General features: G+C 62.4%; 20 protein-coding genes and 1 pseudogene. 11 read left to right on the top strand and 10 right to left on the bottom strand.

Features of this window, described 5'->3' with window-relative positions:
* Positions 1-121 precede the first annotated feature (121 nt).
* The 3 genes from Q0817_RS15680 to Q0817_RS15670 all read right to left on the bottom strand — a co-directional run bounded on the left by Q0817_RS15680 (position 122) and on the right by Q0817_RS15670 (position 3665).
* Positions 122-550 (bottom strand): riboflavin kinase, encoded by a 429-nt coding sequence (locus Q0817_RS15680; RefSeq protein ID WP_298590270.1) that lies wholly within the window; start codon positions 548-550, stop codon positions 122-124.
* 247 nt (positions 551-797) lie between these two features.
* Positions 798-2528: a BCCT family transporter gene (locus Q0817_RS15675; protein WP_298590268.1), complete on the bottom strand. Its 1731-nt coding sequence runs from the start codon at positions 2526-2528 to the stop codon at positions 798-800.
* 192 nt (positions 2529-2720) lie between these two features.
* Entirely contained in the window at positions 2721-3665 is a 945-nt protein-coding gene (locus tag Q0817_RS15670; protein WP_298590266.1) for a flavin reductase, read from the bottom strand.
* Between the two features lie 165 nt (positions 3666-3830).
* On the opposite strand from Q0817_RS15670, the gene Q0817_RS15665 reads away from it, so the two are divergent.
* From Q0817_RS15665 to Q0817_RS15635, 7 genes are all read left to right on the top strand, one after another.
* The gene (locus Q0817_RS15665; protein WP_298590264.1) at positions 3831-4502 is read left to right on the top strand and encodes a GntR family transcriptional regulator; all 672 of its coding nucleotides are present in this window, start codon (positions 3831-3833) and stop codon (positions 4500-4502) included.
* Positions 4503-4626: 124 nt separating this feature from the next.
* The gene (locus Q0817_RS15660) at positions 4627-5253 is read left to right on the top strand and encodes an amino acid synthesis family protein (RefSeq protein WP_298590262.1); all 627 of its coding nucleotides are present in this window, start codon (positions 4627-4629) and stop codon (positions 5251-5253) included.
* Positions 5250-5801 carry an amino acid synthesis family protein gene (locus tag Q0817_RS15655; protein WP_298590259.1) on the top strand — a complete coding sequence of 184 codons (552 nt, stop codon included), beginning with the start codon at positions 5250-5252 and terminating at the stop codon, positions 5799-5801. The genes Q0817_RS15660 and Q0817_RS15655 overlap by 4 nt, the downstream gene beginning before the upstream one ends.
* 2 nt (positions 5802-5803) lie before the next feature.
* The gene (locus Q0817_RS15650; protein WP_298590257.1) at positions 5804-6556 is read left to right on the top strand and encodes an alpha/beta fold hydrolase; all 753 of its coding nucleotides are present in this window, start codon (positions 5804-5806) and stop codon (positions 6554-6556) included.
* Positions 6549-8030, top strand: coding sequence for an aldehyde dehydrogenase (locus Q0817_RS15645; RefSeq protein ID WP_298590255.1), 1482 nt, complete (start codon positions 6549-6551; stop codon positions 8028-8030). Before Q0817_RS15650 ends, Q0817_RS15645 begins: the two co-directional genes overlap by 8 nt.
* 13 nt (positions 8031-8043) lie before the next feature.
* Positions 8044-8250, top strand: coding sequence for a tautomerase family protein (locus tag Q0817_RS15640; RefSeq protein ID WP_298590252.1), 207 nt, complete (start codon positions 8044-8046; stop codon positions 8248-8250).
* A gap of 162 nt (positions 8251-8412) precedes the next feature.
* Positions 8413-9477 (top strand): LLM class flavin-dependent oxidoreductase, encoded by a 1065-nt coding sequence (locus Q0817_RS15635; protein ID WP_298590249.1) that lies wholly within the window; start codon positions 8413-8415, stop codon positions 9475-9477.
* Positions 9478-9957: 480 nt separating this feature from the next.
* On the opposite strand, the gene Q0817_RS15630 is transcribed toward Q0817_RS15635, so the two are convergent.
* On the bottom strand, positions 9958-10827 hold the full coding sequence (locus Q0817_RS15630; protein WP_298590246.1) for a deaminase: 870 nt from the start codon (positions 10825-10827) through the stop codon (positions 9958-9960).
* 179 nt (positions 10828-11006) lie between these two features.
* Between Q0817_RS15630 and Q0817_RS15625 the strand changes: the two genes are divergently transcribed.
* On the top strand, positions 11007-12518 hold the full coding sequence (locus Q0817_RS15625) for a HEPN domain-containing protein (RefSeq protein WP_298590243.1): 1512 nt from the start codon (positions 11007-11009) through the stop codon (positions 12516-12518).
* 505 nt (positions 12519-13023) lie between these two features.
* Here Q0817_RS15625 and Q0817_RS15620 read toward each other — a convergent pair.
* The 5 genes from Q0817_RS15620 to Q0817_RS15600 form a co-directional block, all read right to left on the bottom strand.
* A complete protein-coding gene (locus tag Q0817_RS15620; protein WP_298590240.1) occupies positions 13024-13617 on the bottom strand; it encodes a recombinase family protein in 594 nt (197 codons plus the stop codon).
* Between the two features lie 710 nt (positions 13618-14327).
* The gene (locus tag Q0817_RS15615) at positions 14328-15011 is read right to left on the bottom strand and encodes a pentapeptide repeat-containing protein (protein ID WP_298590237.1); all 684 of its coding nucleotides are present in this window, start codon (positions 15009-15011) and stop codon (positions 14328-14330) included.
* Positions 15012-15460: 449 nt separating this feature from the next.
* Positions 15461-15841: a DNA-binding protein gene (locus Q0817_RS15610; protein ID WP_298590234.1), complete on the bottom strand. Its 381-nt coding sequence runs from the start codon at positions 15839-15841 to the stop codon at positions 15461-15463.
* Positions 15841-16452, bottom strand: coding sequence for a nucleotidyltransferase domain-containing protein (locus tag Q0817_RS15605; protein WP_277552079.1), 612 nt, complete (start codon positions 16450-16452; stop codon positions 15841-15843). Before Q0817_RS15605 ends, Q0817_RS15610 begins: the two co-directional genes overlap by 1 nt.
* Positions 16453-16813: 361 nt before the next feature.
* Positions 16814-17161 (bottom strand): hypothetical protein, encoded by a 348-nt coding sequence (locus tag Q0817_RS15600; RefSeq protein WP_298590227.1) that lies wholly within the window; start codon positions 17159-17161, stop codon positions 16814-16816.
* A gap of 199 nt (positions 17162-17360) precedes the next feature.
* On the opposite strand from Q0817_RS15600, the gene Q0817_RS15595 reads away from it, so the two are divergent.
* Positions 17361-21047: a P-loop NTPase fold protein gene (locus Q0817_RS15595; protein WP_298590224.1), complete on the top strand. Its 3687-nt coding sequence runs from the start codon at positions 17361-17363 to the stop codon at positions 21045-21047.
* 106 nt (positions 21048-21153) lie between these two features.
* Here the strand turns inward: Q0817_RS15595 and Q0817_RS15590 are convergent.
* Positions 21154-21360, bottom strand: a pseudogene (locus tag Q0817_RS15590) (DUF4913 domain-containing protein); the annotation flags it as partial.
* 295 nt (positions 21361-21655) lie between these two features.
* Between Q0817_RS15590 and Q0817_RS15585 the strand changes: the two are divergent.
* Together Q0817_RS15585 and Q0817_RS15580 are read left to right on the top strand one after the other, a co-directional pair.
* A complete protein-coding gene (locus Q0817_RS15585; protein WP_298590221.1) occupies positions 21656-23602 on the top strand; it encodes a site-specific DNA-methyltransferase in 1947 nt (648 codons plus the stop codon).
* The gene (locus Q0817_RS15580; protein ID WP_298590218.1) at positions 23602-26070 is read left to right on the top strand and encodes a DEAD/DEAH box helicase; all 2469 of its coding nucleotides are present in this window, start codon (positions 23602-23604) and stop codon (positions 26068-26070) included. Before Q0817_RS15585 ends, Q0817_RS15580 begins: the two co-directional genes overlap by 1 nt.
* The last annotated feature ends 184 nt before the right edge of the window (positions 26071-26254 follow it).

The raw sequence follows: 26254 nt of genomic DNA, 5'->3' as shown, positions 1-26254 counted from the left end.
TTGCTGAGTCCGGTTCGACGCGCGAGGTCTGCTGGGTTCAGGGTGTGTCGTCCCGCTTCGCGTTCGGTTTGGAGGACTCCTGATACGCGTTGGATGGCCCACTTCGGGGGGCCCTGCTGGGTCATACCAGCGCCCTTTCCCTGGTCTTGGACTCCTGGGTGCTCAAGAGCCATGGGCAGTGAATGACTGCCCACTGCCGGGTGGCTTCGACGTCGCGGTGCAGCTGCTCCATAAGTGCTTGGACGGAGGGGAAGCTTTTCTGGCCCCGCAGCTTCGCGGTCAGCTCGACATGCATCGTGCGCCCGTAGAGGTCGCCGGTGAAGTCCAAGAGGTGGGCTTCGAGCAGCCGGGGGCCTTCGCCGGTGTAGAAAGTTCGGCGCCGACCGACGGACACCGCCGCGACGGCCCACTCCTGGGAATCGATTCGAACCTGCGCGGCCCACACCCCGTCCTCGACGTCGAGGTCGGAGATTGCGAGGTTGGCGGTGGGGAACCCGATGGTCCTGCCCCGGGCGTCTCCGTGCTCGACGATGCCTTCGATGACTGTCATGAGGAAGTCCTTTCTGGGTCTGGAAAAGGCTTTGAGGCTGTCGGTTCGTCGGCCCCGGACCGGAGCCGCTGGCCGCAGCACGCCCGTGGGCGCCTGGAAGTGATGGACAGGAGGGTGGTTTCCCATGGGAGGACGCGGAAGACGGTCGAAGCCTTGGACGGCCGTGCGGTCTCCAGGGGGATGGCTTCGACCGCCTTCTGCTGTGCCGGCGCTCAGCGTCCGTGAGGGGAACGGAACGTTGCCTGGCCTATCGGGTCTGGATTGCCGTCAGCGAGGATTCGTTGTTCTCCACGGCAGCGGACCCGTCGTGGGTGATGCCGGCATTAGCGCTCGTCCCGTCCCCGCTCTGCACAACATTTTGTCCCTGCTGAGGGTGCTCCGTGCCGGACGGCTCCGCGGTGGCGCAGTGACGTCCCGGCTGCAGGGGTACGATCAGCGGATCCCGGCGCAGAAGCATGACGATCGCAATAGCCAGGGCAAGGATCACGAAGATGAACGGTGCGGCCGAGAGGATCACTGCTGTCTGGAGTGCTTGCAGACCACCTGCGTAGAGCAGGACCGCGGCCATGGCGCCGGTGAGGATGCCCCACACGGCCAGGACGGAGCGCTTCGGGTACATGTCGCCGTCGCTGGAGATCACCGCCAGCACGTAGGTGTTGGAGTCGGCTCCCGTGACGAAGTAGAGCACGACGAGCACGATGGCCACCACGGAGGTCAACAGGGTCAGCGGGAGCTGGTCCAGCAGGCCGAAGAAGGCGGTGTTGACGTCCTGGGCGGCGGCCGCGCCGATCCCGGCGTCCCGGTTCATGTCCATGAACATCGCGCTGCCGCCCATGACGGTGAACCAAGCGGAGAACACCAGGGTGGGCACGCCGAGGACCACAAAGACGAACTGCCGGATCGTGCGTCCCCGGGAGATCCGGGCGACGAACACGCCCACGAAGGCGCCCCAGCTGATCCACCACGCCATCATGAAGTAGGTCCACCACTGCATCCAGGCCAACTCGTCCGCGGTGGTCGGCAGCATGAGGCTGATCTCAAGGAAGCCACCCACGTAGCCGCCCAGGGAGCGGAAGAAGATGTTGATGAGGTAGGTGGTGGGTCCGGCGATGAGCACGAAGAGCAGCAGCGCCCCCGCGATGACCATGGTCGTCTGGCTCAGGTAGCGGATGCCGCGGCTGACCCCGCTCATGGCGGAGAGCGTGAAGATCACGGTGATCACGGCGATGATGCCCACCTGGATGGGGATGCTCGTCAGCGTGGTGCCGGTGATCTGGCTGAGGCCCTGGCTGATCTGGGCGGCACCGAGGCCGAGGGAAGTCGTGGTCCCGAACAGGGTGGAGAGGATCACGAGGACGTCGACGGCCTTGCCGACCAACCCGTCGGCATGCCGCCCGATCAGCGGCCGCAGGATCGGGGAGACGAGACCCTTGTTGCCCAGCCGGTGGGTGGAGTACCCGATAGCCAGACCGAAGATCGCGAAGACGGCCCACGCGTGCAGACCCCAGTCCAGGAAGGTGAAACGCAGCGCTTCCACGGCAGCGTCCTGACTGCCGGGCTCAGCGAGGTCATGGGGCGGTGTGAGGAGGTGGGAGACCGGCTCGGCCACGCCGTAGGTGATCAGCCCGATGCCCATCACTGCTCCCAGCAGCATCGCGATCCAGGCGTAGGTGGGGTATTCGGGCCGGGAGTCGTCGGGGCCTAGGCGGATCCTTCCGTACTTGGTGACCGCCAGGAAGATCAGCAGCCCCATGAGGCCCAGCGGGATGAGCAGCATGGACCATCCGGTGGACTCGGTGACCCAGTTCAGGGCTGTCGTGCTGATCTCGCCCATCTGGGTGGGGAAGAAGCCTGCGAGGACGATGAAGACGACGATGAGGGCAACTGACACCCAGAACACCGGGTTCTTGGTCTTGCCGTCCGCACGGGCGTTCGGCGGTGCGTTCGTGGCGCCGTCCGCAAGAGTGTCCTGGGACATGGTGGGCTCCGTTTCTTGGAGAGACTGGATCGTCTGGGAGGGATCACGTGGGGCGGCGGTGCCCTGAGGTGAGCCAACGGTGGTGTGGCCTGAATTTGGACGAGCAGCTCCGGCCACTCATGAACGGTGCAGCTCCTATGGAGCCAGTCATCCACGCAGGGCGTGAAGGTCGGATCCGGGTTGTTGCTGGGGCTAGAGCTGCTCGAGGTTGTCGCTGTCGTAGAAGCGGCCGGCCTTGTAGATGATGGGGCTGGCCTCGCTCACCTCCGCGTGGCGGACACGGCAGATGAACACGGTGTGGGTCTTGGCCTGGAAGCGCTCACGGATCTCGGCTTCCAAGCACGCCGGGGAGTTGTCGATCAGCGGGCTGCCGCTGGGTCCGGGGTGCCAGTCGACCTCGGCGAACTTGTCAGGGGCCTTGGAGGCGAAGGTGGCGATGGTCTCCCGCTGTTCCGTGCCCAGAATGTTGATGCCCAGGTGGGTGGCGGCGAACAGGGCCGGGTAGGTGGAGGAGGTCTTCTGGATGCAGACCATCACCAGGGGTGGTTCCAGGGACACCGAGGCGTAGGAGTTCACGGCCAGTCCCCTGGGGGTGCCGTTGTCCTGGGTGGTGACCACGGTGACGCCGGTGATGAACTGCCGGTTGAAGGTCTTCATCACCTGCGGGTCCGGCTCACCGGAGAGGTCATCGAGCACGACCTCCTCCGGCTGCAGCGGAGTGTCGCTGAGGTGCCGGACCCCGAGGCTGTGGAGCAGCTCCGAGCCGTCCCAGGTCACCTCTTCGCGGCTGATCCGCCCGTCCACCAGGGTCACGTGGTTGGACCCGCGGGTCTGGACCCGGCGGCCGGTCGGCGGCACGCCGAGGAACGTCTCGGTGTGGGTGCCCGTGCTGGTCCAGAAGATCGCCGCGGTGTCCCCCTGGGTGACCACCGCGTCGATAGTCGTCACCAGATCGGGGAAGCCGGCCCGGACGGTACGGATCTCCTCCTGCAGCTGGGCCAACGTGATGGTGTGCCCGCTGGCCCGGCTCACCCGCACGTAGTCCGGGGCGGCAACGGTTTCCAGCGTCTCGACCTCCCCGCGGTCCCAGGCGGCCTGCCAGACGGTCGTGAGCGTTGCTTCGAGTTCCTGTTGCATGGCACAGAACGTAACCCGTATCACAGGATCAGGTCAATGGGTGGCAGTCACGAACCTCTAAACCCAGTAATGGCGCGGCTATAACCCGGTTTTTTGGCACTGCCCTTGACGGCTGGGTGCCATCCGCCTAGCGTCTGTTGCATGCAACAAGAGACAGATCGGGCCGTGAGGGTAGACGACGGCGCAGAGACTCCACTACTGGAGCGCGTCCGCCAGTTGGTGCTCAGCGGGCAGTTCCCGCCAGGAGCGCCGCTGTCCGAGGTCTTCCTGTCCCAGGAGTTCGAGGTCAGCCGCACCCCGATCCGGGAGACCCTCAAGCAGCTCCAGCACGAGGGGCTGGTGGAGATCCGACCCAAGGTCGGCACCTTCGTGCGGGAGCCCACCCGCCGGGAGATCGTCGAGCTCTTCCAGCTCAAAGAGGGCCTGGAAGGCCTGGCCGCCGGTCTGCTCGCCCGGCGTGGCAACGTCCCGGAGCTCGACGTGCTCGAACGCAACATCGCCGAATCCGACCAGGCGACCGCCGATCAGGACGCCACCCGGTACGCGGAACTGGTGCACGAGTTCCACCGCACGATCATCACCGGGTCGGACAACTCCAAGCTGGCCGAGCACTACGACCGGTTGATGAACCAGCTGGCCTACCACCGCCTGGTGCTGCGCACGGCCGAGCACCCCGGGCGCATCAAGGCCTCCACCAGCGAGCACCGTGTCGTGCTGGAGATGATCCGGGACAAGGACCACTTCGGCGCTGAGGCCGCCATGCGCAACCACGTCTACGCCTCCGCCCGGGAAGTCCTCACCGACTCCCGCACGGCCGGTCAGCCCCTTAATTCGTGACCACCGCCTCAACTACCGCCGGCTCTGCGCCGGCGCGAAAGGACCACGCCATGCGCTGCCTGGAGCTGTTCCCCGGGAAGGTCATGCCGCACTTCCCCCACACCCCGCACCTGGTGGGGGCGCGATGACGACCGTGTCGCCCCGCCTCCCCGAGAAAGCCGGCATCCGCAAGATCGTCCACTACCAGGAGGAGATCCTCCTGGAAAACGGTCAGGCCCCGGCCGTGCCGGTCGTGCGCGCCACCGTCGCCGCAGTGGTCTCCAACCCCTGGGTTGGGACCGGCCCGGAGACGGACCTCGCCCCGGCCACCGAGCAGCTGGCCCCGACGTTGGCCCGTGTGCTGACCGACCGGCTGCTGGAAAGCCTTGGCGGGGCACAGCAGGTCGAGGCCTTCGGCAAGGCCGCCATCGTGGGCACCGCCGGGGAGATCGAGCACGCCGGTGCGCTGATCCACACCCCGTACTTCGGCAATCTCGTGCGGGAGTTCCTCGAGGGCTCCTCGATCATTTGTTTCGCTGACGACCGTGCCGAGGCGGGCCAGGCTCTGGTCGTGCCCATGTGGCACAAGACCGTCGCGGCGACGCGTAGCCACTACCAGACCATCACCACCCGGGTCAGTGACGGGCCCCGTGCTGACGAGATCGTCGTCGTCGTCGCCGCCTCCACTGGGCCCCGCCCGCACCCCCGCATCGGGGACCGGGTCACCGATCCCGCCGTCACCTCCACCATCCTCGAAGGAGCCTCCGCATGAGCACCCGCAAGATCATCACCCTCGTCGAAGAGACCGTCACCGAAGGAGGCCGCCCCGTCGAACCCGCCGCACGCGTGGCCGTCGTGGCCGCCATCATCGCCAACCCCTGGGCCGGTCAGGGATTCGTCGAGGACCTCAACCCCGGCATCGAGGCCACCGCCTCCGAGGTCGGCGCTCTGTTGGCGGCCCGGGTGGTCGACGCCCTGGGCGCCCCGGTGGAGGCCTACGGCAAAGCCGCCATCGTGGGCCTGGACGGGGAGATCGAGCACGGCTCGGCACTGATCCACACCCTGAAGTTCGGCGACCACTTCCGCAAGGCCGCCTCCGCGACCACGCTGCTGCCGGCGGTGGAGAAGCGAGGGCCCGCCGGGGTCGTCTTCGACATCCCGCTCAAGCACATCACCGATGCCACCATCCGCTCCCACCACCAGAGCATCGAGCTGCGCCTGGCCGACGCCCCGCACCCTGGGGAGATCGTCATCGCCCTGGCAGCGGCCGCCCAGGGACGCCCCCAGCAGCGCCTGGCCCCGCTGAGCACCGAGCAGTGACCATGGTCCAGCCCCTGCCGATCGTCCTGCTCCACGGCGTGGGGCTGGACCACACCATGTGGGAGCCTCTCCGCACTGAGCTGGCCCGGTGCACCGACCGCCCCGTCGTAGCCTTAGATCTGCCCGGCCACGGCGCTCAGCCGCCCCTGACCGGCCCGGCCACCCTGACCGAGCTGGCCGAGGACGTCGCTGCCCGACTGCCCGGGCGAGCCCACCTGGTCGGGTTCTCCCTGGGCGCACTCATCGCCCAGCACCTCGCCCGGTACCGCCCGGAACTGGTCGCCACCCTGACCAGCGTCAGCTCGGTGTGCCGGCGCACCCCGGAAGAGGCGACCTCGGTGCACCGGCGACTGGAAGGAGCCCGGGCGAACTTCCCCAGCAGCGTGGAGGCCTCGATCGGCCGCTGGTACCCCGCAGACAGCGGGGTGGACGCAGACACCGTGGCTGACACCCGGAGCACCTTGCTGGCCAACTCCGTGGAGTCCTACCTGCACGCCTACAAGGTGTTCGCCACCGCCGACGCCGAGATCAGCCCCGAGCTGGGCAGCATCGAAGTCCCGTCCCTGGCGGTGACCGGGGAACTGGACCCCGGTTCCACCCCGGAGATGACCGGACGTCTGGCGTCGGCGACCCCGGACGCACAGGCCGTCGTGGTCCCCGGGGCCCGCCACATGCTCCCCGTGGAGCAACCGGGCGAGCTGGCCCGCATCATTCACCACTTCATCGAGGAATCGAGTCGAGAAGACCATGCCTGAGCGCTACGACCACTTCATCAACGGACAGTACGTCGCCCCGGTCGAAGGCGCGTACTTCGAGAGCACCAATCCGGCCACCCTGGAGACCCTGTACTCCGCGGCCCGAGGCACCGCCGCCGACGTCGACGCCGCCGTCCAGGCCGCAGACCAGGCTTTCCACGACCCGAAGTGGCGGGACCTGTCCCCCACCAAGCGCGGGCACCTGCTGCGACGCCTGGGCGATCTGGTCGGGGAGCACGCCGAGGAACTGGCCCGGATGGAGTCCCAGGACAACGGCAAGCTCCTGCGCGAGATGCGCGGGCAGCTGGCTGGCCTGCCGGAGTACCTCTACTACTACGCCGGTCTGGCCGACAAGGTCCAGGGCAGCCAGATCCCCACCAACTCCGTGCAGATGCTCAACTACACCCAGCGCGAAGCACTGGGTGTCGTCGGAGCCATCACCCCTTGGAACTCCCCGCTGACCCTGACCACCTCCAAGCTCTCCCCGGCCCTGGCCGCCGGTAACACCCTGGTCATCAAGCCCTCCGAGTACACCTCCCGCACCGTGCTGCGCCTGGCCGAGCTGGCCACCGAGGCGGGATTCCCCGACGGGGTCATCAACGTCGTCACCGGCTACGGCGTCGAAGCCGGCGCCCCGCTGGTGGACCACAGCGGCATCGCGAAGATCTCCTTCACCGGCTCCACCGCCACCGGCTCGACCATCGCGGCCTCGGCCGCGTCCCGGTTCATCGGGTGCACCCTGGAACTGGGTGGGAAGAGCCCCAACATCGTCTTCGAGGACGCCGACGTCTCCAACGCCGCCATGGGCGTGATCGCCGGGATCTTCGCCGCTGCCGGGCAGACCTGCATCGCCGGCAGCCGGGTCTTCGCTCACCGCTCCATCTACGAGGAGCTGCTGGAGAAGGTCGCCGACCGCGCCCGCAGCATCGTCATCGGCGACCCGATGCTCGAGACCACCGAGTTGGGCCCGCTGGCCTTCGCCGCCCAGCAGGAGAAGGTCAACTCCTACGTGGAGCTCGGCGTCTCCGAGGGTGCGACCGTCCTCACCGGCGGCGGCCGCCCCCAGGTCGAGCTGCCGGGCTACTTCTACTCCCCCACCGTGCTCACCGGAGTGAACAACGACATGCGCGTGACCCGGGAGGAGATCTTCGGACCCGTCGCTGCGATCATGCCCTTCGACACCGAGGACGAAGTCCTGGCCCTGGCCAACGACACCGAGTACGGCCTCGCCGCCGGGATCTGGACCCAGAACCTCGCCCGGGCCCACCGGATGGCCCGCCGCCTGGAAGCCGGCACCATCTGGGTCAACACCTACCGCGCCATGTCCCCGATGTCCCCCCGCCAGGGCTTCAAGAACAGCGGCGTGGGCATCGAGCACGGCCTGGAGTCCATGCACGAGTACACCCGCCTCAAGAGCGTGTGGATCAACACCGACGAAGGCCCCGTCGCGGACCCCTTCGTCATGCGCAGCTAGGAAGGAGACCCCGATGCCCCTGATCGACGTGTCCATCGCCGAAGGCCGCAGCCCCGAACAACTGCGCGCCCTCATCTCGGCCCTCCACCGTGCCGCCGAAGAGTCCGTCGGCGCCGTCCCGGAGAACACCACGGTGATCCTCCGGGAGGTGCCGACCACCCACTGGTCCAAGGCCGACCGCACCATCGCGGAACGTAACAGCGCCGCCGAACCGCGCTGACGGTCCCTGGGACGCGAGAAGAACCTCCTCAATAAAGACCACGTCATCCGGACACGCCCCCATCACGCGTGCAGGTGCGGCTCAAGGGCATTCATCGCAAAGCCCCCGAGCGGCCACCCCGGAACAGACCGCAGGCAGTCAACCTACAGAAGGACAACCACAATGCGCTTCTCCCTCTTCGTGCACATGGAACGCTGGGACGACCAGGTCAGCCACCGACAGCTCTTCGAAAACCTCGTTGACCTCGTGCACGTCGCCGAGGACGGCGGGTTCTCCACCGTGTGGATCGGCGAGCACCACGCCATGGAGTACACCGTCTCCCCGAGCCCCATGCCCCTGCTGGCCTACCTCGCCGCCGAGACGACAACCATCCGCCTGGGCGCCGGCACCCTGATCGCCCCGTTCTGGAACCCCGTCCGCGCAGCCGGCGAGTCCGCGCTGCTGGACGTCATCAGCGGTGGCCGCCTCGAGCTCGGCGTCGCCCGCGGCGCCTACCAGTTCGAATTCGACCGGCTCGCCGGCGGCATGCCTGCCGCCGCCGGTGGCCAGCACCTGCGCGAGATCCTCCCGGCCATGCGCGCCCTGTGGCAGGGCGACTACGCCCACGAGGGCGAGATCTGGCAGTTCCCCACCTCCACCAGCGTGCCCAAGCCGGTCCAGAACGAGATCCCCATCTGGGTGGCGGCACGCTCCCCCGAGTCCCACGAGTTCGCCGTCGAGAACGGCTTCAACATCATGGTCACCCCCCTCATGAAGGACGACCTCGAGGTCGCCGACCTCACCGACAAGACCAAGGCCGCGATGGCCAAGTTCCCGGACGCGGACAAGCCTGAGATCCTGTGCCTGCGGCACACCTACGTGCACAGCCCCGAGGACCCGGACGCCTGGCGTCCGGCCGCCGCGGCGATCAACCGCTACTACCGCACCTTCGATGCCTGGGCCGGGAACAAGACCACACCCACCAACGGCTTCCTCGAGCCCTCCCCCGAGGAGAAGTTCGCGGATCGACCCGAGTTCGAACTGGATAGCCTGCACAAGTCAGCGATGATCGGCACACCCGATGAGGTCATCGAGCGGATCAAGCACTACCAGGATCTGGGTGTCGACGAGTTCGCCTACTGGATCGACAACGGCATGTCCCACGACGAGAAGAAGAAGTCGCTGGAGCTGTTCGTCCAGCACGTGGTCCCCGCCTTCCAGGAACAGCCCGCCGCCGTGGCCCGATAACGACCAAGTTGGGGCATCCGGCACGATGACACCTGGGAGTCGATCCCGGAAGCCCCACCTCGTGACCACTTCTGCTGTAGTGCGAAAAGCGGCCTCGGCTTTTGCCGCGGCCGCTTTCTCCTGCCCACGGAGAAACCTTCGCCGCATAGCGGTCTGCCCTCTAACCGGGCCATATGTAAAGTAGAAATGATCTGGTCCGAGGTCTAGATGTTGCAAGAGGGCATGACGTTATTGGCACGGGCCAGCCCCCGGCCGTGGTGGCCGGATCACGCCGGGCTTCCACCGCCATCCGGGTCGCGCTCACGCGACTCGTCCGGGTACTTTTTCGGTGCTGCCATGACTCTCATCCTTCGGTGGCATGAAAGCCACTACCAGACTCGTCACGAGACACTCCTGAGGGCGGAGCGTGAAGCACGCGGTGCTCACGTCCTGCTCGACCATTTGCGGTGCAACCAAAGTGTGTTCGACCTCGTGGAGGTCCTACCTTCCCGTACGGCCATCGGCCAAGCGGATTTCCCAGTTGATGGTTACTGAGACTTGTGCGTTGCCGCCGTAGTCCGCCGTTGGTTCGATGGCGATGACTTTGCAGAGAACGTGTCCGTATTCATTGCGAACCACACCAATACACCCCACGTCGATCCTGGAAAAATGGCCTCCGTAGTCGAGCGCGTCAGGATCATCGATCTCGTCGAACTTTTCCGCGTAACGAGCTAGTGCGACGACGCCGGGCACCCCACCGTTCAGGTAGATGGCTGAGGCTCCGCAGTTGCTCCATCTGGTTTCCCATGAGGCAGCGTTGGGGTGCTCGTCGACACTGATAGTGAATCGGCCGCCGTTCGTCGTGAAATCAAACTTTGCGCCTGCGCTCATTCCCGTGCCGTTTGTGAATAGTCGTGTAAAGTTCCTGCTCGCCTCCCGCGCCTGCTCACGGAGGTCTGCCGGAAAATCTCGGAGCTGTACGCCATGGTCGCGCAGGTACTTCCATCCGAGGCGGTTGACCTGAGGGTTAGGGTCGTATTCGCCGATGTGGACGATGGTTATACCCGCCTCCGCGATGAGCTCTGCGCAAGGAACCCGTGACGTCCGGGAGTTCGCACACGGTTCCAATGTCGTGTAGAGCGAGGTTCCGGCAAGGTCTATGTCAGCCGCACGCGCCTTCTGGAGGGCTACTTCCTCTGCGTGGAGACCTTTAGCCTCTCCCCTGTAGCCAGTCGCTAAGAGGCTGTCTTCTCGAGCTATGACAGCACCGACGCGGGCGTTCCCGGGAGACTTCCGGGCCTCTTTGATCGATCGTGCCGCGAACGTGCGTTCAACTTCCTTCGGCAACTGAGTGTTCGTTTCAAGATTCATGCGCTCATGCTGTCAGCCCTATAGCAACTTATGAAACCTGGGCCGATCTGTCGTGTCGGGAGCGACCAATGCCGGCTGGCCGCTAAGCGGACGGCCAGCATCAGCTGGGGAGGACAAACCAAAACCTGCACGCGAGCGGAGTCTGAACGCGGAGTACCATCGAAAACAGCAAGAAATAAGTGAGCCAAACTACGACAGGGTGGACGTTGACCGACAATCCTCTGAATCTCGACGAGTCCGGAGAGTGGGCAGGTTTCTGGTGGTTGCCAGATGCCCCTGACGAGCAGGTCCCCGGCGTGCTCCGGTACGACCCAGAGGCTGGCTTGTCGCTCTCTTTGATTGGAGCGTTCGAAGATCGAATTACGTCGAACCCGTTTCCCGGCGTCACCGCGTTCCACGAAGGGAACCGGAACTGGGACGTTATCCACGGTGCAGCTGAGCAACGCGAGATCACCTTGCTAGGTTGCGTCCCAAACAGCAGCAAGAGGACCATCGGCGCGAGGGTGAAGAGCCCCGACAAGCAGACCATTACAGCGACGATCGCGATCATCGGTGCACGAGTCAGGGGACAGAATGACGCGGTGTTCTCCGCGGCCGAGGTTTCGGTGGAAGATCTCGGGCTTTGGGCGGCCTCCTCGGTGTTCGAAGGTTTCCTTGGCGCTTCCGACGGCAAGCCTGACGGAACCGGAAGTATCTCCGTGAAGCCCGTGGAGACGCAGACGGTCATGGTCGACGGAACTGAGTTCCGTCTGGTACACCGACACACACTGCCGTTCTTTGAACAGCGCAAGCATGGGACCGTCGGACGCATGCGCGACACAGCGTTCGTCCGAGTTGCTCCGACAGGGCTGTACTCCCTAAGCCGCGCACTGGAAACAGCAAGTCTCGTGCAGGATTTGATCGCTCTCGCGACGCACCGTGCCGCCGGCGTAATCTGGCTTCGGCTGGAGGTGGCTGGGACCAAATCTGCATCTTCAAGCGACCGTCCCATGCTACGTCGGAGCGCCGATGTCCTCTACTCGCCCACTGCCCGCGGCGACCACGATGCCAAGGCTGTCGACCACCACCGCGTCCTCTTTACCTGCGAATCGCTTCCGTTCCAAGAGATCGTGCCACGCTGGTGCGAGGCGCACGGTCGGCTGCAGGCGGCAATCAACATGATCTTGAGCCTCCGCTACGCGCCGGCTCGCTACGTCGAGAACAACCTTCTGACCGTGGTAGGTGCGGCCGAGGTGCTTCACCGCGGCCTCGGCATCGACGAGAAGCCCTTCTCTGCAGCTGAGTTCAAGGCGATGCGTGATGCCATGCTCAAGCAGGTGCCTGAGGAACACCAAGGCAGGTTCAAGGCAGCGATCCGCAACGACCCGACCCTGCGGGACCGGCTGTACGATCTCGCCGCGCGACCGGATCAGGACGCAATCGCGCGGCTGATGCCCGACGTGGACAGGTGGGCAAGTCGGACCACAAAGGCTCGTAACGACCTGGCGCACGAAGGAAAGACGCCGAATCACTCATTCGACGAGCTGATCGCCATCGTGGAGGTGACCACGGCGGTCGTGATCCTTAACGTGCTGCACGAGCTCGGGTTGCCCGGGGAGCGGCAGCGCGAGATCCTACAACAGCACCCGCAGCTGAGGGTGACGGCTAGCAACGCGCGCGAATGGCTGGCCGACCGATTGGCAGATTCGTGAAAAGACTCCCTACCGATTAGCGGTTTTACAATCTCGTGCGTCTGAAATTGCTCAGCCCTATGGGTCTTTCAAGTGGTCGCCGCTTCTGAACGCCTGCGCCGCCGTCTACGATTGGCACGCCTCGCCCATGTGAAAATGAAGCACAAGTGAGACAGCTGCGATGACTACCGTCATTACCGGGCGCGGGCCTCATAAAGCAAGTCGTTCCGGCAAAGCCGGCACTCCTGTACGTCGTCCGAGTTTGCCGGCAGGACGTTTATTCGTGACGGAACGTGGTGGAGTTCCGCTTCAGCGGGTAATTCAAATCTCGGAATTTACGAGACTAATCCGGCTTTTCAGGATCCAGGGTGTAGTCGCGGCCTGTGCACGATGTAGTGAGACAGAACCGTCCACGATGTCCTGAGACTTCACACGCCGCCACTCGCTACACCCTGGATCCTGAAGAGCCTGAAAAGCCCGCTCAGATACGGCATGTGCATCACGATGTCCACACGCGACAACGGCCTCAGATCGTCGTTGCTTGCGGGAGTTCCCGGATCCGCCGGTAGAGCGTGGCACGCGACATCCCAAGGTCTTGGGCGACCTGGGTCGCCGGCTCCCCGCCGTCGATCAGGCGCAGGGCATTGCGGATCTGAGAGTCAGTGAAGGTCTGGCGCCGTCCACCCAGATCCTTGCCGGCTGCCCTCCGTTTGGCCACCGAGTCGGTGATCCGCTCCCGCTTGATCTCCAGTTCCATCTGAGCCAGTGCGGCCATGACGGTGAAGACCATCGAGCCCATGGGGGTCGCGGTGTCCACGTCTCCCCCGCCGAGGTTCAGTACCCGCAGTCCGGCACCTCTCCCCCGCAGTGCCTCGGCGAAGCTCAGCATGTTTTGCGTCGACCGCCCCAAACGGTCCAGCGTGGTGATCACCAACGTGTCCCCGTCCTCGAGCGCGGCCACCGCCCGGTCGAACTGCGGACGCGACGCACGTCCTCCAGACACTCCACTGTCGACATACACGTCATCGCGCCGCACGCCCGCGTGCAAGAGGTCGGACACTTGACGGTCCGCGTCCTGTTGCCTCGTCGACACTCGCGCATAGCCGATCAGCTTCCCCACGCCCACCCCATCTGTCTCGCAACCAACATTGAGTATCCAATTCTAGGGGCACAGATAAAGCACAAAGATGCGAGACACTCGGATCCGCGGAAATATGCGGCAGCAAATTCCTCCGACGAGACGTCTCGCATCCCATAGCTTGCGAGATCCTCAGCTGGCATGGACCGCAGCAGCGCTTCTTCCCCCACCCAGGTGGCCAATGGCTGTATCGAGCAGAAACTAGGATGCCGAAGGCCTTTACCATGACCATGCGGTCGTCGAACGAGTCATCACCAATCTGAAAGCTGGGCGACAGGCCCACCTGCTGTTAGGGGCGTTCCCCGCCAACATCACTTGGCTGGCCATAGTTGCGACGGCATTCAATGTCAATCGCCCCGCAGGTGTTCTCGCCCCGATCGCTCCCGCCCGGGCCAGCATTACCGCGGTCCACGCCCAGTTCCTCCACATCCCAACCCGCATAGTCAGTCACGCCAGCCGTTGGCGCCTGCACCTCCCCAGATGCTGGCCATGTGAACTGCGCGGGAGAAGCCATGCACCAGCCGCCACAGAACTCCTACCTAAAGTGCATCATGATCCGAACTTGACCGCACGAAAGAAGAACCCGCAACGAAAGGGCCGAGCAAACCAGTGAACGCCGGACGCCCAAAAAATTCAATCTGCAGCTCAACGGATCTCACATCACTGCGAGGTCAATGTCATCGGACTCAACCTCAAGGGGAAGGCGTCACCACATTTTTGGCAGTCTGATAACTAATTACCTCATCAACATTAAATCCCGTGGGCCACATAGTATCAGAGTCCCATTTGACTGACGGATTTCTATCCATTCCCTTAAGATCAGGTGGTGCACAAAAACTCGCCTCATCTACCCCCAAAACACCAAAATCGGCGCCGCTTAGATTAGTTCCTCGCAGATCCGCTCTCCATAGACAAGCTTTTTTTAAGCAAGCGTGTGATATGTCAGCTTTTCTGAGGTCTGACGCCATCAACAATGCCTCCGTGAGGTCCGCGCCCACCAAACGCGACCCCCTGAAATCCACGTTGGTAAATCTAACACCACGCAGGTCAGCACCTTCCAAATTAATAATGTCAGAAGGCCAGGGCGCCTGTATCACTCTTGTTTCATTGATCCACGGGGATAATATACGGCGAACCCAACGGTTCCCCAGGCCCATTTTTTTCGTCCACACATTTGAATGGAGCCTAAAAATCGTGGCTACGGCGGAACGCGCTTCCTTATCCCCGCCCTTACGCCTGGGAGATCTTAGATAGGCGCACAACAGTTCTACCGCAACGTCTCGTTGCCCACCCTGCCTCGCCTGTTGCCACTCATTGGCTAATGCTTCAAGAGCATAAATACCTGCCAGCCGCACCGTCTCACTCTTGTGTGCCAATTGTTCAGCAATAGTAGTATATCTTTCTTGGCGCGCAGCTTGTCGTTCCCTGTGGTGAGTCAGCCACGCCGCAGCGAAAGCGATTACTGCGCTCGTTAGAACAGCCAAGCTCGCTAGAAGAGTGGCATGAGGCTGGGTTAGCTCGCCCCACCACGTTGGCCACGATGGGTCAACAACGAGCAGCATAGTTAAAAGCATTTGGGGCAGTCCCTACATATCCGTTGTCACCATGGGCGGGGTCTGCCCCCACGTTGCCTGATTCTCAACATGCGAAGATCGAGACGATCAAACCTTCTGCACGGGTCCAGAAACTACGTGCCAGCAGCTAAATAGCCGCAACCGTCAGTGACGATCTAGTCTCGCAATTAATGTAACTCGCAAATCATCGCTTGCAAGATGCATTCAGCAATAGTCAATTTCAGCACCCGACCCTACGGGCCACATAAAATTTACGATTGGGCATACTTTTCCTCGGCCGCGTCCAGCAGCTTACTGGCCCATTCAATGCACTTCGTGGCCTTGGGTCGAGTCAGGCTCTTGACGTTGTATCCGGCCTTTGTCTTTTCACCCAATAGGCGGCTCAAGGTGGTGCCGTCTCCTTCCGCCGCCTTCAGTACACTGACAGCGTCGGCATGGTTTTCTGACTTGGAGTGCCGGCCGAGAGTCAACAGGCAAAAGGCGTCCGAGGCTGCAATTCCCGCATGAATCGCGTTAGTAGCGATCACGTCAGCGTATGACTCAGCGTCGTTCAGTGTGTCGATAGTTCTCGCTGATTCCAGGAACGCGCGAGCATCTTCGAGGCGCGCGTTAGCGTCGGTGCGCGCTGTCATCAGGCAGCCGCCAACGTGTGAAGTTGTCGTGAGAGCCAATGATTATCTCCGAAGACGTGTACGCCATCGCGATCAATCGAATTGAAGATCGGTGCGCGGTGAACTTCGGACACCTCGTAAACCATCGGGCGGACGTCATTGCCGGTGAGGCGATACGCGTCGACGGCGAGCTCACTGATCGCTTCATACAGCAGGTCGCTGGCTCCGTCTGGGACGACAAACATCAGGTCGATGTCCGAATCATTGCGCATCTCGCGGCGGGCTGCGGAACCGAATAAAGTCACCTGCAATGGCTGCTCGCTCCACCGGGATATTTGGTCGGCAAGGAACCGGATGAATAGCTCCGTCGCCTTCGACGCCTCAATAACAAGGCCGGCAAGCATGTGCTGGGCGTTTAGTGAGTACTCGACTCGGTTGCCAAGGTGACCGGCGTCTACGACGCCGTTCTCTTCCAGTCGTTCCAAGCAACGGCGCACGCCGGAGACCGAAGCATGGACGCCGCGTTCGCGAACGAGAGCGCCCGGAGTGCTACGGGACCCGTCTGCCAGTGCCATGAGGATGTCGGCCTCAAGCGTGGGGCAGATGGCCCTCAGTGGGTTCTGCAACTGCATATCCAACCTCCCAATCGCTCACAATTGTACGCACTTTCTTGTTCTGCGGAAGCTTCTGCATACGACCAGCAACCTGGCTAGGAGCTGCCCCACCACCTGGCCCGGCGGTGCCCGAGTAAATTTCGGCCGCACACAGCACATGCATGCCCAAGCGGACGCACCATGGATGGTCGAAGACCAGCTGAGGGAGTTGATCACCCCCAGCCTCACCCCGCCACGGACTCGAGGGCCAGCCTGACAATGACAAGTTCAAAGTTCATCGATGAGACGTCTCGCGTCCCCCGACCTGCGAGACGCACCAACGCCCCAAAGGTTCCTAAGACTCGGTCTCACCCGCCGACGGGTCCCACCAAAGACAGTGTCAGCCGGTGAACCGTTCATAGGCACTCTGCCGGGAGGTGTTCAACGACCAGCCAACCCTGGCCCACGAGGCCTCGCTTCCCCGGGCGTCCCCCACGGCATCGCGCCGCGCCACGCCGGCCCCGCGCTCCAGCAGGCGCAGGAACCTCACTCGCTCCAAAGCGCGGTCGATGCTCTCCTCGGTCTTCGTGGCGGCCCACGCATCAGCGGCCATGCGCAGGAACTGGGCTACAGCCACCCCATCACGGTCATCCACCGGCACGGAATGATCGGCGAGGGCCGCCCCTAGCTCCCACGCGGCGCGCGGCGCCGTCACGCCTTGCTGTTCATCGTGCTCGAGCACGTCCACCTCCGAGTGTCATGAAACCCTGACGCTGCCAGGATTCCCTGACATCAGCACGAGGTCGAACACCTTAAGCCGGCACTAAGTCTTCGTCCTCCTTTGGCTCGCCGGTAGGACTGGGACCACTGGGAGGTAGACGTAGCTGGAATGGACAATCAGTAGGGACGTGGTAGGGGGCATCGGACCGCATGGTTAACATCAGCACATGCGTGACACTCCCCCTATGCCATCACCCGGATCTCCTAATTCATCTCAATCTGCGCCCGCGATGACGAGTCTTGCGCCGCAGTACGAGCCTCAACATCACGAGCTCTACTTCCAGATTCTGACTCAGGCGATCGAGGGCACCCCTCCATCGCGGAACCTTGCGCTCACCGGGGCATACGGGGCTGGAAAGAGCAGTGTTCTCCAAAAAATTAGTGAGACCTACCCTCGTCGGGTGGTTGAACTATCACTGTCTACCCTCGGAACGCCCGCAGAAGATCAAGCGATAGCAGGAGAGGAAAACCCCGCCGCCCACACAACGACTAACCGCATTCAAAAGGAAATCGTCAAGCAACTCCTTTATCAAGAGAGTCCACACAAGACGCCCAGGTCCCGGTTCCGTCGAATCACCAGTTTTAGAAAACGCCAGGAAATGTGGATTGCACTAGGTTTTGGGTTACTAATTACGGCATTCTTCTTTTTCACTGCGAGACCCGGACCGCTTGTGGAGGTGGCAGGCACTGAGCAATGGCAAGTTTTACTCACGACGTTTGCACTGTTCATTGCCTCCAGTGCGGTGGTCTACTCCGCACGCTGGTTGAGCAATGGTCGAATGACCATTGAAAAAGTGGCTGCTGGCCCAGCGACAGTCACTTTGTCGCCCCAATCAACCAGTTACTTCGACGAGTACCTCGACGAGATCATCTACTACTTCGAAATCAGCGAGCGGGACATCGTCATCTTCGAGGACATCGACCGCTTCGATGACGCGCACATCTTTGAAACGCTCCGGGCCCTCAACACGTTGCTCAACTCGGCCAAGCAAATTGAAAACAAGCCAATCAAATTCATTTATGCTCTGCGCGACAGCGTCTTCGAGCGACTCGGCCTCGACGACGAAGACACATGGAGCGATGAAGCACACACCGAAATCCGGCGGGCTAACCGTACGAAGTTCTTCGATCTCGTGGTGCCCGTGGTGCCCTTTCTGACACACCGGAATGCACGAGACCTTATGGCTCGCGAGATGAGCAGCGACGAGTACATGGTCTCGCATGATCTAATTGACATTGCTGCCCGTCACGTTGCGGACATGAGGCTTATTCGCAATATACGCAACGAATTTGAGGTATTTCGCCGCAGGCTGTTAATGATGGGTAGCACGGTACCCGGCCTCGATGTGGACCGGTTGTTTGCGATTGTTCTCTACAAGAACATTCACATGTCTGACTTCGAATCGCTCCGTATCGCAACTAGCAACTTAGACTCGCTATACAAGGCGTGGCGCCGACTTGTCAGCGTAAACATCGAAGAGCTAACGCAACAGGACCTGGAAATTCGCAATAATATGCGAATTACTGACACCGCTGATCACAGAGCTGCGCGCCTGGCGGAAAAGCTTAGGGATGCGGCAGCACTCCTGGCCCTAAGTTGGCAGCTGCCAAGCAGAAGCCCCCGGGAGGCTCAAATCACTGTAAACAATGTTAATGTCGACACGCTCGAAATGTCGACTGCTAATTTCTGGATTAAACTTGTCTCCGCTCAATCTGCGATCACGGTAACCTTGCCTTCACCGTACGGGTCGGCAGTCTTTAATTTCCCGCTTGAGGGGCTGCAAGAACTGTTGGGGGAAACACTGGATCCTCGCAAATGGGAGCAGGTCGATCGAGAAGCAACGTATAATGAACGTGAACGGATTGCCGCTGACATCGATTTCCTGCAACATCACGACTGGAACGGCCTCTACCACCGGCCAGAATTCACACTTCCAGTAGGCGACCTGGAAAACGATGGGGTCCGCACCTTTCGCCAGTTGACTCAGGAGATTCTAACCTCACATCTCGCCCAGGACTTGGTCGCCCACGGTTACCTCAATGCTTACTTCGGACTCTATGTGTCCCCTTTCTACGGGAAACTTCTTCGTCCGGACGCGCTGAACTACGTCATGCACCACGTCGACCGTGGTGAGCCTGAAATGCTGTACAAGCTAGAAGCAGACGACGTGGACGCCATCATCAGGGACCAGGGCGTAAGCGTGCTGGGCGACCGGAGCATGTACAACGTCTCTGTCATGGACCATCTGCTGACTACGCGGATCAAGGATGCGGATCGTGTGGTGCGTGAGCTTCTCACTTGGGGAAGCCAAGAACGCCAGTTCCTCGACCGGTACATGGCACACGGTCAGCGACCGCCGGCACTGATTAGTCTGCTCGCTCAATCGTGGCAGGACGTCTTCGCCTATGTAGTCGAACGCGCTCCTGTGGACGACAGAATGCGAGAGGTTATCTTCGATGCGGCGCTCACCGCCTGGGTAGACTCCGTCGCGTACAACCTTGACAGTCCCGTGCGTAAGTACATTGAAACCAATTACCCTTCCTTCCTGTCCTTAAGTAATCCCGCCAGCTCCCAGCACGCGGAGCATGCAATGGATGTAGTGGCCGCCGCTAAGGCTCAACTGAATAGCGTCACCCCACTCACATCTGAAGCCCGTAAGGCAGCAATCAAAACAAAGTCCTATGCCGTGACTGCAGAAAACCTGTCAACGCTCACCGGTAGCGAAGACATCGCTTTGGATACCCTGCGTACACGCAATGCAGATGTCTACGCCCATGCGCTTGAACATCTCTCCGGCTACGTTAAGGCTGTACGTACGTCGTCTGCCACTCCGTACACTGTTGCAACGCCTACTGATTTCACATCCATCATCAACGACGCGGCCACCCGTGACGCAGATGGGACTTTGGCGCTCATCGCGGAAGCTTCCCCAAACTGCACGGTGGAAAACATTACCGACGTAATCCCCGAGGCATGGCCTGCACTTGCAGGAAACACACGTGTGCCTTCGACATTTACCAACATCGACGCTTACCTAAGACAGATCGGTGAGATCGATGTCCATCTGGCCGCCGTCTTGAAGTCATCGGGCAGGATTGTCGACGTACAGGGAGCCGATCTCGACGCTCTGACCGGACTCGCCACCGCAATCATTAATGCGAACGAATCACTTCCTGAGGCAGCACTACGAGTACGTCTTGTCGACAGTCTCGGACTTGATTATCCCCTCCGCGCCACCTCCATCGAGCCCGAGTCCGGCGAATTGGTGGGTCTGTTGCTCGAACACAGGCTGATCACCGACGATACCGAGGCCTTCTCCCATGACCTTATGGTGGACTGGCCGACCCGAGAGGCAGCGATCGCGAAGTCAAGACAATTTGGCGAATTTATGACGCCTGAACACGCGCCAATCGAGCATTTGCCCGAATTGATGTCGAGCGCCCGTATTCCGAACCATGTAAAACGCAGGATTCTCGACAACCTTGCTGACTACACCGACGGCGCGGGAATGCGGACGTATCAAGCTATTACTGATTATGCAGTGCACTCTGGTTGGACCGCGGGTTACAACCAGATCGAAATCCTTCGCAACGGTGGTGTGGCTCCTGAATCACTTATCTGCCTCCTCGCAGAATCGGGCGAAACTATCAACACTGACAATTTACGTGAAATCCTCCGCAGAATTGGGGGTAACTACGCTGTCATCGCTGATCAAGGAACGCAGCGACCGAAAATCCCCGACACGCCAGAACACCGTGCCATTCTGAACCGCTTGAAGGACGAGGATGTGGTCGCAAGCTATCGGCCAGACAGGGATCCCTTACTACTCAGGGTTCACATGAAGAAGAGATAAGGTTTAGGCTAGTCCATAAATCTCATTACATAGCTCTGTGGCGACGAAGGTGATATGCGACTGCCAGACGCTTCGGGTTTCAAGGTGTTGTATGCGGCCGAGACGATCAATGGAAAAAATCACTTGGCGGCGAGATAGTAGTGAGGGGAAAGCTTGGGTGGGGGCGCTTTGGGGTGCAACCTTCAAAGGGTCCGTGGGCGTCGAAGAGGGTGCGCATGGTCGGTTCGACGTAGTCGCGCCACCACACAGCCGTGTCCGTGGCCGGGTCCAAGCGTGGGTGCTCCCGGGCCCGCCATAGGGCGCTCAGCCGGTACCCGGCCTCGGGTCAGCCTTCCGGCCTTCGTCGCGCAGGCCTACAGGCCGAGAACTGAGGGCAAAGTCATCAGGGTGACCTTGCTGGACCCAAGGCATTCCGAGCACCTCGTGGAGGTGCTCACCGATGTCCCTGCCCGCATCTGAGCGAGCTGTGCGGGTCCGTGCTGGAGGCCAGCGGTCTTGTGAAAAGCTGAGTACCAGACAGTTACAGCAATAAAGGGCCACGCTGCTTCAGCGTGGCCCTTGTACAGCCCATTGCCTCGTCAGGGATTGGGCTGGGTTGAAGGGCGGGCATGAAGTCACCGAAGGGGCGTCTTGAGCTGACGTGGATGGGCAAGGATGCGGCCCTGATTCCCGCGGAGCACGGGAAGTACGACTACCAGTGGGTGGACCGAGCCGACCCTCGCGCCCGCGAGGTGAAGAGCATCCAGGTCACCGGCAAGGTAGGAGAGCTCGAAGGACTCACGGGGGCCGGCGAGAACCTTCTTATCGCTGGTGAGTCCGCTGATGCGTTGCGGTCGCTGGGCACGGTGCCGGAGTGGTCGCAGAAGTACCGGGGCCAGGTGAAACTGGTCTACATCGATCCGCCCTTCAACACTGATCAGGCGTTCGAGCACTACGCCGATGCTTTGGAGCACTCGGTGTGGCTGACGATGATGCGTGACCGTATCCGCGACCTCAAGCCGCTTATGGCCGAGGACGCCTCGATCTGGGTGCACTTGGACGACGCCGAGGTTCACCGGATGCGCGTCCTGTTGGATGAGGAGTTCGGGGCGGAGAACTTCATGGGCACGGTGATCTGGCAGAAGGCCTACTCCCCCCGCAATGACGCGCCGACTTTCTCCACGGATCAGGATTACATCCTGGTTTATGCGAAGAGTCCTGAGTGGCGAGGTAATCGGCTGGAGCGTTTGGCTTCCAGAGATGCCTTGTACAAGTCCACGGATGGTGATCCTCAGCCGTGGGTCTCTGGAGATCCGGCAGCCCCCAGCGCCTACAGGAACCAGCTGTGGGTCTATGCCATTCAATCCCCGTTCACGGGCGAGCTTGTTTACCCCGCCAAGGGACGGTGCTGGGGCCAGAATCAGGACTCCATCCATGCTCTGCTGGAGGAGTGGGGTGTGCCCTACAAACGCGTTGATATTGGCGACGATGAACGACGCGCCCTCATCTGCGGGGTGCCCGTCGATGAGGTCCGGCAAGGTGTGCCGGCGCTGATGGTCGACATGGACCTCGATGAAGCTGAGAAGGTGGCACGCGCCCGGCACGAACAGGGCAGTTGGCCTCGTTTGTACTTCACCAAGGGGGGCAACGGGGGGCTGAAGCTCAAGCGCTATTTGCACGAGATCAGCACTAGCCGCGCCACCCAGACCCTGTGGTTCCACGACGATGTGGGGCACAATCGGTCGGCCAAGCACGAGATGAATTTGCTGTTTCCCGAGGTCACGGCCTTCTCCACCCCGAAGCCCGAGCGGTTGCTCGAGCGGATCATCCACATCGCTACCAACCCGGGGGATCTGGTGCTCGACTGCTTCGCCGGGTCCGGGACCACGGCAGCGGTGGCGCACAAGATGGGCCGGCGCTGGGTCACGGTCGAGCTGCAACAGGCCACGGTGGACCGGTTCCTGGTGCCGCGTCTGACCAAGGTCGTCCGCGGTGAAGATCCCGGGGGCATCACGACCAAGAAGGAACGGGTGGGAGTTGCAGAGTTGCCGGAAGGGATCACTCCGGAGGACGCCCAGCTTTTCACCACTCTGCTCGGCCGGGTCTCGAAGGCGGTGAGTGGTCTGGATCCCCAGATGGTCAAGGCGTTGCGGACAGCCACCCGCACCAAGGAAGAAACCACCGTGCAATGGGCTGGCGGGGGTGGATTCACCCTCGCCCACATGGGCCCGTCCATGTATGAGGTCGACGACGAGGACGGGGAGGTGTATCTGTCCGAAGCTGCGGCCAATGGCGTTTTCTCCAAGGCTGTGGCCGGCCAGCTGCGGTTCTCCCTGACTCCGGATCACCCGGTGTTCTGTGGGGTCAAGCGCCGGTTGCGTCTGGCGGTCGTGGACGGGGTGGCCGATGAGCAGGTGGTCCGTACCGTGGTGGAGCACCTCGGCGAGGGGGAAAAAGCGGTGGTGGTGGCCAAGGGTGTGCTGTCGGAGGCCGAGCAGCTGTTGGGCGAGTTGTCCCCCGGTTCCCGGTTGCGTAAGGCTCCCGAGGATCTGTTCCCGAAGGCGACGGTGAAGTGATGTTCGAGATCACCTATGACGAGGCGCTGCTGCTGGAGATCGCCGCTCGCTTCGATCTGCGCGAGCCCAACCGGCTGGCTCTGGCCGAGGTGGTGAAGGCCGTCGTGGCCGCTGACGGGTCCTTCACCGAGATGGTGGCCGATCTGGCGACCGGTGTCGGCAAGACGTTCCTGATGTCCTCGCTCATCGACTACCTCGCCGCCCAGGGAGTGCGCCACGTTCTCGTGGTCACCCCCAACAGCACGATCCAGACCAAGACCCTGGCCAACTTCGATGAGGCTTCGGCCAAGTACGTCGCCGGGGCGGAGACCGTCCCGTTCGTCATCACTCCGGAGAACTTCCAGCGCACCGAGGTCGGCACCGTGCTGCGGGATCTGGAGCGGCTGAAGGTGTTCGTTTTCAACGTCCAGCAGCTGATCCGTCCCAGCGACAAGGTCAGCCGCCGGGTGCGAGAAGAAGACGAAACCCTCGGCAACGCGCTTTATGCCTACCTGGAGAACACCGAGGACCTGTTCGTCATCGCCGATGAGCATCACATCTACCACGAGAAGGCCAAAGCCTTCTCCAAGGCCATCCGTGACCTGCACCCGGTCGCCCTAGTGGGTCTGACCGCGACCCCGAATACGGCGGACATCCCCAAGATCGTCTTCCAGTACACCCTCGGGGAAGCCATCGCCGACGGGCATGTGAAGGTCCCGGTCATCGTCTACCGCAAGGACGGCACCAAGGACGAACGCACCCAGCTGGCCGATGCCTGCCAGCTGCTACGGGCCAAGGACGCCGCCTACACCCAGTACCGTGCCGTCGCCGGAGACGCACCGTCGGTGCGTCCGGTGCTGTTCGTGGTCTGCCAGAGCATCGAACACGCCGGGCAGATCGGACAGATTCTGGCCGGCCCAGGTTTCATCGGGGACCCCTCCGCGGTCCTGGAGATCACCTCGCAATCCTCCGAGGTGGCCCTGCAAGCGTTGGCCGATGTGGAACGTCCTGACTCTCCTATCCGGGCGATCGTGAGCGTGAACATGCTGCGCGAGGGCTGGGACGTGAAGAACATCGCGGTGATCGTGGCCCTGCGCAAACTGGCCTCCCAGACACTGACCGAGCAGATCCTCGGCCGGGGTCTGCGCCTGCCCTTCGGTCAGCGCACCGGCGTGCCCATGGTGGATCAGGTGGATCTGGTGGCACACGACTCCTACCAGGCGCTGCTGTCCCAGAAAGACGTGCTGCGCCGGCGCCTGCAGATCCCAGCCGCCCAAACCGAGGTCGATGCCCAGGGCGCAGCCACCACCACGCCCCCTACCGGCACTTCCTTCCCTGTCCCCCGGCCGGTCGCGGACCCGGGGTCCCTGTTCGACCCCCTGGCTGTGGATCCGAACCAGGGCGATCTGTTCTCCATGGCAGCAGAGCCCGATGAGGACCCCGCGGAGGCCACCCCGGTGCTGGTCCTCCAGGAGTCCCAGAGGCGACAAGCCATTCCTACTCCGGGGCCCCGGGTGCGCATCGAGGGCGCGCCACGCATCGTCTTCCCCCGGCAGGAAGCCAAACTCGTCACCGCCCGGTTCTCGCTCTCCGACGTCCATGACGGGGACGCCGAGGCCGCCGGCGCCCGGTTCATCCGTGAAGTCCCTACCCTGATCTTCCGCGACGCCCTCGACGCCCGTCGACGCAACGGAGACGTCGCCATTGTCGTGGATCCGCAAAAGAGCGAGGAAGCCCGACAGGAAGTGGCCAGCCTGGACACTGTCCGGGAGGAGCTGACCCAGGCGATCATGCGCCAACCCGAGGTCACCGCGGAGCGGCGGGAGAAGACCGCTGCCCGGCGGTTGGTTACCGCGTTCCTGCGCGGAGCCGGGGTGACCTCCACCGAGCAGGCAGCCGCCGAGTGGGGTCAGCACCGTCGCCAACAGGCCGTCGAAGGCATCCGGCAGCTCATCCGCACCGCCATCGGCAATCGGAAGCAGGAACGCACCTACGTCCTCACTCCCGTGCCCCTGCCCCTGGAACCGGTCCTGGTGGACCCGGCCGCTCCGCACGCCTACGAGGACGGTTACCGCAAGGGCGTGCACTTCCAGGGCTGGAAGAAGAACATCATGCCCACCGCCTCCTTCGACGCCAAGTCCACAGAATGGGCCCTGGCTCAGCTCCTGGACCGAGACGAGGAAATCACCTGGTGGCTGCGGGTTTACACCACCGGCCAAGCCTTCATCCACACCGACACCGGACGCTACTTCCCCGACTTCATCGCCATCGACAAACACGGCACTCACTGGGTGATTGAAGGAAAGTCCGATGACGACGCCCGGGACACGTCCGTGCTGACTAAGAAAGCTGCTGCCGAACGTTGGTCCCGCTTCATCCGCGACGAGGAACAATTCGGGGCCTGGCGCTACGTATTCGCCACGGAGACCCACATCAAGCAGGCAGCCGGCTCCTGGAACGGGCTTCTGACATCCACTGACCCTCAGTAGATCCATGAGCACGAGCGTCAGTTTTATTGCTGATTCATCAGTTCCTTGTTTCCCAGGGGGTCACCAGAGACGCCTGGGCATTAAGCAGTTCAGTCCCCAGGGACTGTGGTCAAGCCCCCGGGAGTGGTGTAGCGATCCTTCGTACGGGGATCAGGCCGTGAGGGCGGTCAAGGGATCGGGGTTC

The sequence above is a fragment of the uncultured Kocuria sp. genome, assembly GCF_947500125.1.
Lineage (GTDB): Bacteria > Actinomycetota > Actinomycetes > Actinomycetales > Micrococcaceae > Kocuria.
Note: the sequence above shows the minus strand (reverse complement) of the source record. Positions and strands in the feature narration are given on the sequence as shown.

What these genes read in the sequence shown, in the direction of transcription:
- Q0817_RS15610 (WP_298590234.1), bottom strand. Translation starts at nt 15,841, where the DNA reads ATGACAGCGCGCACCGACGCTAACGCGCGCCTCGAAGATGCTCGCGCG.
- Q0817_RS15630 (WP_298590246.1), bottom strand. Translation starts at nt 10,827, where the DNA reads ATGAATCTTGAAACGAACACTCAGTTGCCGAAGGAAGTTGAACGCACG.
- Q0817_RS15660 (WP_298590262.1), top strand. Translation starts at nt 4,627, where the DNA reads ATGACGACCGTGTCGCCCCGCCTCCCCGAGAAAGCCGGCATCCGCAAG.
- Q0817_RS15585 (WP_298590221.1), top strand. Translation starts at nt 21,656, where the DNA reads ATGAAGTCACCGAAGGGGCGTCTTGAGCTGACGTGGATGGGCAAGGAT.
- Q0817_RS15640 (WP_298590252.1), top strand. Translation starts at nt 8,044, where the DNA reads ATGCCCCTGATCGACGTGTCCATCGCCGAAGGCCGCAGCCCCGAACAA.
- Q0817_RS15655 (WP_298590259.1), top strand. Translation starts at nt 5,250, where the DNA reads ATGAGCACCCGCAAGATCATCACCCTCGTCGAAGAGACCGTCACCGAA.
- Q0817_RS15635 (WP_298590249.1), top strand. Translation starts at nt 8,413, where the DNA reads ATGCGCTTCTCCCTCTTCGTGCACATGGAACGCTGGGACGACCAGGTC.
- Q0817_RS15605 (WP_277552079.1), bottom strand. Translation starts at nt 16,452, where the DNA reads ATGCAGTTGCAGAACCCACTGAGGGCCATCTGCCCCACGCTTGAGGCC.
- Q0817_RS15595 (WP_298590224.1), top strand. Translation starts at nt 17,361, where the DNA reads ATGCGTGACACTCCCCCTATGCCATCACCCGGATCTCCTAATTCATCT.
- Q0817_RS15675 (WP_298590268.1), bottom strand. Translation starts at nt 2,528, where the DNA reads ATGTCCCAGGACACTCTTGCGGACGGCGCCACGAACGCACCGCCGAAC.
- Q0817_RS15650 (WP_298590257.1), top strand. Translation starts at nt 5,804, where the DNA reads ATGGTCCAGCCCCTGCCGATCGTCCTGCTCCACGGCGTGGGGCTGGAC.
- Q0817_RS15580 (WP_298590218.1), top strand. Translation starts at nt 23,602, where the DNA reads ATGTTCGAGATCACCTATGACGAGGCGCTGCTGCTGGAGATCGCCGCT.
- Q0817_RS15645 (WP_298590255.1), top strand. Translation starts at nt 6,549, where the DNA reads ATGCCTGAGCGCTACGACCACTTCATCAACGGACAGTACGTCGCCCCG.
- Q0817_RS15680 (WP_298590270.1), bottom strand. Translation starts at nt 550, where the DNA reads ATGACAGTCATCGAAGGCATCGTCGAGCACGGAGACGCCCGGGGCAGG.
- Q0817_RS15670 (WP_298590266.1), bottom strand. Translation starts at nt 3,665, where the DNA reads ATGCAACAGGAACTCGAAGCAACGCTCACGACCGTCTGGCAGGCCGCC.